The 7,389-nt window shown below is 59.4% G+C and carries 6 protein-coding genes and 1 pseudogene; 6 read left to right on the forward strand and 1 reads right to left on the reverse strand.

Annotated elements, in window-relative coordinates; genetic code table 11:
* The 4 genes and pseudogenes from R6U20_RS07885 to R6U20_RS07900 form a co-directional block, all read left to right on the forward strand.
* Positions 1 to 450 (forward strand): annotated as a pseudogene (locus tag R6U20_RS07885) (class I SAM-dependent DNA methyltransferase); the annotation flags it as partial.
* Positions 451 to 489: 39 nt separating this feature from the next.
* On the forward strand, positions 490 to 843 hold the full coding sequence (locus R6U20_RS07890; protein ID WP_410337314.1) for a hypothetical protein: 354 nt from the start codon (positions 490 to 492) through the stop codon (positions 841 to 843).
* Between the two features lie 371 nt (positions 844 to 1,214).
* Positions 1,215 to 1,451, forward strand: a complete 237-nt coding sequence (locus tag R6U20_RS07895; RefSeq protein ID WP_410337315.1) for a CsbD family protein — start codon at positions 1,215 to 1,217, stop codon at positions 1,449 to 1,451.
* Positions 1,452 to 1,612: 161 nt separating this feature from the next.
* A complete protein-coding gene (locus R6U20_RS07900) occupies positions 1,613 to 1,774 on the forward strand; it encodes a DUF3309 domain-containing protein (protein ID WP_410337316.1) in 162 nt (53 codons plus the stop codon).
* Positions 1,775 to 1,915: 141 nt separating this feature from the next.
* Here the strand turns inward: R6U20_RS07900 and ppk2 are convergent, their stop codons facing one another.
* Positions 1,916 to 2,713, reverse strand: a complete 798-nt coding sequence (ppk2, locus tag R6U20_RS07905) for a polyphosphate kinase 2 (RefSeq protein WP_410337317.1) — start codon at positions 2,711 to 2,713, stop codon at positions 1,916 to 1,918.
* Positions 2,714 to 3,648: 935 nt separating this feature from the next.
* On the opposite strand from ppk2, the gene R6U20_RS07910 reads away from it, so the two are divergent.
* Both R6U20_RS07910 and R6U20_RS07915 read left to right on the forward strand, forming a co-directional pair.
* Positions 3,649 to 4,191, forward strand: coding sequence for an outer membrane beta-barrel protein (locus tag R6U20_RS07910; protein ID WP_410337318.1), 543 nt, complete (start codon positions 3,649 to 3,651; stop codon positions 4,189 to 4,191).
* 273 nt (positions 4,192 to 4,464) lie between these two features.
* Complete coding sequence (locus tag R6U20_RS07915) at positions 4,465 to 6,480, forward strand: S9 family peptidase (protein ID WP_410337319.1); 2,016 nt, start codon at positions 4,465 to 4,467, stop codon at positions 6,478 to 6,480.
* Positions 6,481 to 7,389 lie beyond the last annotated feature (909 nt).

Genomic DNA, 7,389 nt, shown 5'->3' on the forward strand with positions numbered 1-7,389 from the left:
CTGGTGGGCCTGCTCAAGGAACTGCACGACGACCTCGACGCCGCCGTCGCCGATGCCTACGGCTGGCCCGCCGACCTGCCGGAGGACGCGATCCTGCAGCGCCTGGTGGACCTGAACGCCGAGCGGCGCGCCGAAGAAGAGCAAGGGCACATCCGCTACCTGCGCCCCGCCTACCAGGACCCCGACGCCAGCACCCAGGCCGCGCTGGATCTGGAGATCGACCTCAGCGGCGACGGCGCGCCCGTAGAGCCGCTCCCGTGGCCCGGCACGCTGGCCGAGCGGGCGCAGCTGGTGCGTCAGGTGGTCGAACAGACCGGCGACCCGCTCACGCCCGAGCAAGTGGCGCGGCACTTCCACCGCGCCCCCCGCGCCAACGTCCGCGACCTCCTCGACACCCTCGCCACCCTCGGCCACCTCACCCCAACCGACGACGGCGCGTTTGTGGGGTGAGCACTTCCCCAAACATTTGGTTCATCCTCCGGACATGTCATGGTGAGCGCAGTCGAACCATCTCCCTGGCGCTCAGCAGATGCAATTGGGCGAGAGCGGCCCTCAGGCGGGGGCACGCTCGTGGCCTCAGGTCTCGAAGCGGCGACCCTGACGCCCTACGGCGGATCGCGCATCATGCAGACGCTTCCGTTGAGCGAGTCGGCCGCGTCGGATACGCCCACGGTGGGCGGCTTCTTCGGCGTGCGCATTGGCGACCAGCAGCTGGGCATCTCGCCCGAGATCGGCCTCTACTACGACGAGCCCGCCCTCGACATCTCGAACGACAATCCCGTGCTCTTCATCCCAAGCGTGACGATCCACGGACGCGGCCTGCTGGACGACCTGTTTCCGTGAGCCTCAGGTTGTATGTGCGGGATGCATCGGTACGTAGTTCGTACGGGCGGTCCGACGCCGCGAGACCGGTGGCAGTTGCTCGTGCTCGCCCGTCCCATTTGCGGAGCGAGATCGCCCGCAACTGAGCACGTCCCCTCCATTACTTACCCGACATCACACCAATCCCTTACCACCGGGCGCACTATACATGCAAGGCATCTACGCACCGTCTGAAGCACATTAGGAGAGCCAACACGAGGTTGCATCCGAACGACAACTATTCAGATGTGCGCTCTGTCGGAAGAATCGCAGAACGAGGAGCGAAACCCCTTACGCGGGTTCTTTCCTCTGATTGCACCACATGCCCTACGCATCAACCAACGAATTATATCATGGCTCGCTCAAAAGGAAAAAACAGCCCCCAAATGCAGCAGGCCAAAGGAAGCTGGAAGCAGTTTAAGGGACACGTCCAGGAAAAATGGGGCGACCTGACCGGTGATGACATGGATCAGTTCGAGGGCAAACGCGAGCGCCTCGAAGGATACCTTCAGAAGCAAACAGGCGAGAAGCGAGAAGCCGTCCGGCAACAGCTGGACACGCTCGCCGAGAAGGCGAACTACACCTTCTAACGAATGGCTCCCTCGGCCTCGCAATCGGGCGGGTCGGTTCCCGTTCGCCCACCGAGACGTTAGTGCCAACGGAGCACGCCCGGAGGCAAAGGCAACCAGCCAGCTACAGCGTGTCTCTACACGCATGGCTTCGCAAACGCATTCCCTAAACGCAAACCGTTATGAGTCCTCTTGTATTGGTTCTGGTCGTTGTTTTGGTTCTCGTCGTCATTGGAGGCGGTCTTGGCTATCGGGGAGGAAGCGGTGGGATTGCCGGAGTGGGAGGCCTCCTCGGGCTGGTCCTGGCCATCCTTCTGATCATGTACCTGACCGGCAATTTGTAAAACGCACGTCGAATAGCCTGCACCCCTTCATTGTACAAAAGCGATTAAGAGGTCATAAATGTATTGACAGCGGAAAACTGCCATTTTTATTCCGTGCAATGTCTTTCTCCGCTCAACACGACGCTCTCCCCAACGCACGCCCTAATACACCTGCGGCACAATCCGCTGCGACGAGATGGGCGGGCGCTCGTAGTCGAGTTCCTCTTGTTTGGGCGGCAGCGTGATCTCCGTGGGCATCACAAACTCCACATCCTCATAGTCGACCATGCTCAGGAAGTGGTGGATGCAGTTGAGGCGCGCCTTGCGCTTGATGTCCGACGGCACCACGTGCCAGGGCGACTCCTCGGTGTCGGTGTGGGCGAACATCTTGTCCTTCGCGCGTGAGTACTCCTGCCAGCGAGCGCGCGACTCCAGGTCAATCGCGCTAAGCTTCCACCGCTTTGTATCGCTGTTGATGCGCTTTTTGAACCGCTTCCTCTGCTCCTTGGCACTGACCGAGAACCAGTACTTGATCAGCAGGATGCCCGAGGAAATGAGCAGATGCTCAAACTTAGGCGCATCCCGCAAGAAGCGCTGATACTCCTCATCCGTGCAGAACCCCATCACGCGCTCCACACCCGCCCGATTGTACCAGCTCCGGTCGAAAATGACGATTTCGCCTGCCGATGGCAGATGCTCCACGTAGCGCTGAAAGTACCACTGCGTCTGCTCGCGCTCCGTCGGCTTATCAAGCGCGACCACACGGCAGAAACGCGGATTGAGCGGTTTGATGAGCCGCTTGATTGCGCCGCCTTTGCCCGCTGCGTCGCGTCCCTCAAACACAAGCACGATGCGCATCCCCTGCATCTTAACCCACTTCTGCAGCCGCCGCAACTCAATCCGAAGACGCTTGAGTTCCTTTTTGTATCGCTTCTTGGAGAGCTTCTCATCGGAGTGCATAGGCAGTACGGATGCTAAAGAACGGGACAGAGCAACGAACGGGCCGTGCTCCAGCAGGAGACGGCTATGTTCGGTTGGGTACAATAAACGAACTATCCGGGCAAACTGCGAACGCAACGAAGCATCGTCTCCTGCGACCGACGCCCCCCTGTCGGCCGTGTAGGATTGTGAGATTCGACGCCGTACGCTACGACATCTTTTGCCAAAGCACTCCCATAGCCAGGATCTTTTGCGGCCCTCCATGCCAATCATTCGACTGCGCTCACCATGACAGGCTTCGTGGGAGGGTGATTGCAGAGCAACCATCAAAATGAGGGTTGACACAGCACTACTGCTGGTACGTGTTTAGCGCGATTCTATAACTGCCCGGAATCCAGCGCTCTTCACCGAAGGATCGTGCCACACGTGCAGGGGTGGCGTCGAGATCCTTCCCCCCGACAGTCGTCGTGGGTCAGGATGACGTTGAGGTGTGAGGTAAAGCAGCAGTCCCCTAATCGCTCCCCTAAAGAGGGAGCCGTCGCGCCAGCAGCTGGGGGGATAGACTGGAGCCAACGGTCCCCCGTTGGCTCAGCAAATGAAGGCTCCTGCGTTTCCCACGCGACAGCGATACCGAAGGGGGTGCCGTGGTGTACGCCAGAAACGCAGACGGTGCCGACAGTGGTCGGTATCCGCTCAAGATGACAGGCGTATGAGAAGAGTACGTTGCTACACCAAGATTGACCTGTGACAGCACACTCTTGGTGTGTCAACGGTCATTCCGCAGGCTGAGCCGTAACGGATGGCCGAGTCGTCCCAATATTGCTGATGCGGTAACAGTCGCTGCATTCGGCATATGTTTCAATTTATCGGCAATGCCCAGATGCCGTACAACCCAGCGTGTATCCCCCCGTTTTCAAAGCACAGACAGATATTCTTACCAATCCCCCGTTCTTATTATGAAACGCTTTGGACTTCTTGCCGTCAGCCTTCTTCTCTTTGTTGCTATGAGCCCGGATGACGGAACCGCTCAGACGCGGTCCTGGCAACACCAGCTCTACTTTAACGGTGGGCCGCAATTCGTCACAGGCGATGCGGCGGATGCTTACCAGACTGGTCTGGCCCTCGAAGGCGGCTATTATTACCGCGCGACAAATACGTTCTTCGTCGGAGTCGCAGGGGGCTATCATCAGTTCAAGGGCGAAGGCAACGTCTCGGACATAGATATTATTCCTCTCCACCTTGCCGCGAAATACAACTTCTCGCTAACTGGCGTGCAGCCGTACATCGGCATGGAAGGAGGTCCCTACATCGTCAGCAACGGGGAGAGCTCCACGGATTTCGGGCTCGCTCCGCGCCTGGGGGTACGCATCCCGCTTTCCTCTGGATTTGACCTGGACCTGAATGTGAAGTACAACATGATCTTCCAGGATAATGACGACTTTACGTACGTCGGTCTCAACGGCGGTCCGGCATACATCCCAAACCGCAACGTCCGATAGAAGCTGCACGATAGCAGTTGCACGATAGCAGTTGCAACTGCGCAGATACATCCGGCGGATCCAGCCTCATACGGTCTGGATCCGCTTTTCTATGCCGGTTTCCACAATACACAGCGTTTCTCCATCGTCCCCTATGGTCTTGTTGAATGATAACATACATCTCGAACAAACCCGTTGTATCAGCACATCCGTGAACTTTCATTGTTGAAAATGAGGTGTCTATGCAGTTTCTTGGGGGCCCCTGCTATTCTTCGATAAACCCACCCTGCTGTCATGCAACGATATCATTTTTGGAGCGCGCTGCTTCTGCTGTGTTTGGTGAGCAGCGCACCTCACGCTACGGCTCAGTCTGACAGCGACACCACGCGCTGGACGCCCGAGCTCAGCATGCAGTACCACACGATTGAGGGGACTGCGATCGCGCCAGATGGACAGCTCGTGGCGTATGTGGTGCGTGAGCCGCTCATGGAGGGCGAGCAATCCGAGTACCGGAGCCAGATTCACCTGGCCTCGGCAGATGGCGAGATGAACATGCAGTACACACGCGGCGAGCACTCCAGCTACAGTCCCGCCTTTTCACCAGAGGGCCAGCACCTCGCCTTTATTACCACACGCTCCGGCCCCCCCCAGGTGTGGGCAATGCGTGTGCAGGGCGGCGAAGCGTACCAGGTAACGGATGCCGAAACGGGCGTGGATAGCTTCCAGTGGGCCCCCGACGGCTCCAAAATCGCCTACACAATGACCGACCCGAAGTCGGACGCGGAAAAGCAGCGCGAAAAGGAGCGGCGCGATGTGCAGGTCGTCGATGAAGAGCACCTGTACAGTCACCTCTACACAACCGACGTAGCCGAGGCCGACGACTCGACGCGGCAGGTCCAGCGCCTCACGGACGGAGATTTCCACATCCGCAGCTTTGACTGGTCGCCCGACGGGAGCACCCTCGTCTTTGACCATCAGCCTACCCCGAACATCAACAGCGGCTTCACGGAGGCCGACATCTCCACCGTGCCTGCCGATAGTGGGGCCGTGACAACGCTTGTGGAGCAGCCGGGCGTAGACAGCGCCCCGCACTTTTCGCCCGATGGCAGCCAGATTGCGTTCACCGGGCAAGGCGGCCAACCTGAGCCCGTGGGTCTGAATGATGTCTACGTGATCGCAGCATCGGGGGGCACGCCACAGAAGCTGGCCGAAACGCCCAATCGCAGCAGCAGCTTGGAAGGGTGGAGCGAGGATGACGCCGTGCTCATCAGCGAGCCGGCGCGCACCTCCAGTCACCTCTTCGCCGTACCCACAAGCGGCGAATCGCCCCGCCAGCTCACCGAGCGCGACGGCCTCCACGGCAACATTGCGCTCACCCCTGACGCAAGCCGGATGGCCTACGCCTACGAAAACACCGACACCCCCGAAAATCTGTACGTGACTGCCCTCGACGCCTACGAGCGCAACCAGCTCACGACCCTGCACGAAGACGTGCCGATGCCGCCGATGGGACGCACGGAGGTGCTCACCTGGACCGCGCCGGATGGCACGGAGGTGGAAGGGCTCATCACGTATCCGGTTGGCTACGAGGACGACACGCGCGTGCCGCTCATCCTTAGCGTTCACGGCGGACCGGCAGGCGTCTACAACCGCTCCTTTACGGGCGGGCCCGGCATCTACATGACCCAGGTGTTTGCCCAGGAGGGCTACGCGGTGCTGCGTCCCAATCCGCGCGGGAGCACCGGCTACGGAAAGGAGTTCCGCTACGCCAACGTCGAGGACTGGGGCAATGGCGACTACGAGGACCTGATGGCCGGCGTCGATCTCATGGTTGAGCGCGATGTGGCCCACCCCGACAGCCTCGCACTCATGGGCTGGAGCTACGGCGGCTACATGACCTCCTACGCCGTCACCAAAACAGATCGGTTTCAGGCGGCCAGCATGGGAGCTGGGCTGCCCAACCTCATCAGCATGGTGGGTACAACGGACATCCCCGATTACCTCGTGGGCCACATGGGCGGGGAGTTCTGGGATAACTTCGAGACGTACGAGCGGCACTCGGCCGTCTACCGCATCGACAACGTGACCACGCCCACACAGGTGCTCCACGGTGCGGAAGACGACCGCGTGCCTCCGAGCCAGGGCCAGGAGTTCTACCGCGCCCTGAAACGCCAGGACGTATCTACCGAGATGGTTCTCTACCCGCGTACGCCACACGGCCCGCGCGAGCCTAAACTGCTCATGGACGTGACGCCGCGCATCCTCGATTGGTTCGATGCGCATCTCGATCGAGCGGCCGACAGTGAATAGCGTGCGCCGTCAGCAATAGCAACACTGGGAAGATCCAGCGCTGCTGTGCGGAAAACAGTACGTCTGCTCGGACGCCTTCGATTGATTGCGGCACTGGTGCTTCGTTTCCTGTACTGGGGGGATGCAAAAGTCGGTAGCGGGTAGACATTAAGTGACCGCTTTCCCGATAAAAAAGCCTTCCCTGGAGCGAACGGTCCGTATCTGTTTAGCGGGCCTCAACGATTGCACGGCGCATTCCATCGGTCTACATGCCATGGGTCTACATTCCATCAGTCTACATGCTCCGCTTCTCCCATTGTTGTCCCCTTGAGCGTATACCGACAGCGGTCGCCCCAACCGCTGGTATGTGCATTTGGCAAGAGACTTCAAGTAAGCAGAAGAAGGGCACTCCCTTTCACTCCAAACTTCCTTCCCCCCGGGGCTAGTGTCGTGTCACAGGTTAATGTTTGGGTTGAACCAAGATAGATACGCGTGCCGTGCCGTCCCGAAAAGTTCTTGCCAACGGCCAAGGAGATGGTTCGACTGCGCTCACCATGACAGGCTTCGTGGGGGCTGATGCCAGGGCAACCATCAAAATGAGGGTTGACAGAGCACTAGTGCTGTGTCAACCCTGAAAGGTTGGGTTCAGGTGCGTATTTTCCCCTCCATCCTACCCTTCCTCCCCGAGGAGGAAGGAACTGTGAGGTGCCACTTCCCAAGTCCCCCTTCCCAAGTCCCCCTCGGAGGAGGGGGATTTAGGGGGAGGGATTCCATACTATCACACAACCCGAAAAATTATCCTTGACAGGGCAGTAGTGTCGTGTCACAGGTTAATGTTTGGGTTGAACCAAGATAGATACGCGTGCCGTGCCGTCCCGAAAAGTTCTTGCCAACGGCCAAGGAGATGGTTCGACTGCGCTCACCATGACA

The organism is Longimonas sp., assembly GCF_046498435.1.
GTDB lineage: Bacteria > Bacteroidota > Rhodothermia > Rhodothermales > Salinibacteraceae > Longimonas.

Excerpts from the sequence above, each read along its gene's own strand:
- R6U20_RS07890 (WP_410337314.1), top strand. The coding sequence starts at position 490 with ATGGTGAGCGCAGTCGAACCATCTCCCTGGCGCTCAGCAGATGCAATT.
- R6U20_RS07895 (WP_410337315.1), top strand. The coding sequence starts at position 1,215 with ATGGCTCGCTCAAAAGGAAAAAACAGCCCCCAAATGCAGCAGGCCAAA.
- R6U20_RS07900 (WP_410337316.1), top strand. The coding sequence starts at position 1,613 with ATGAGTCCTCTTGTATTGGTTCTGGTCGTTGTTTTGGTTCTCGTCGTC.
- ppk2 (WP_410337317.1), bottom strand. The coding sequence starts at position 2,713 with ATGCACTCCGATGAGAAGCTCTCCAAGAAGCGATACAAAAAGGAACTC.
- R6U20_RS07910 (WP_410337318.1), top strand. The coding sequence starts at position 3,649 with ATGAAACGCTTTGGACTTCTTGCCGTCAGCCTTCTTCTCTTTGTTGCT.
- R6U20_RS07915 (WP_410337319.1), top strand. The coding sequence starts at position 4,465 with ATGCAACGATATCATTTTTGGAGCGCGCTGCTTCTGCTGTGTTTGGTG.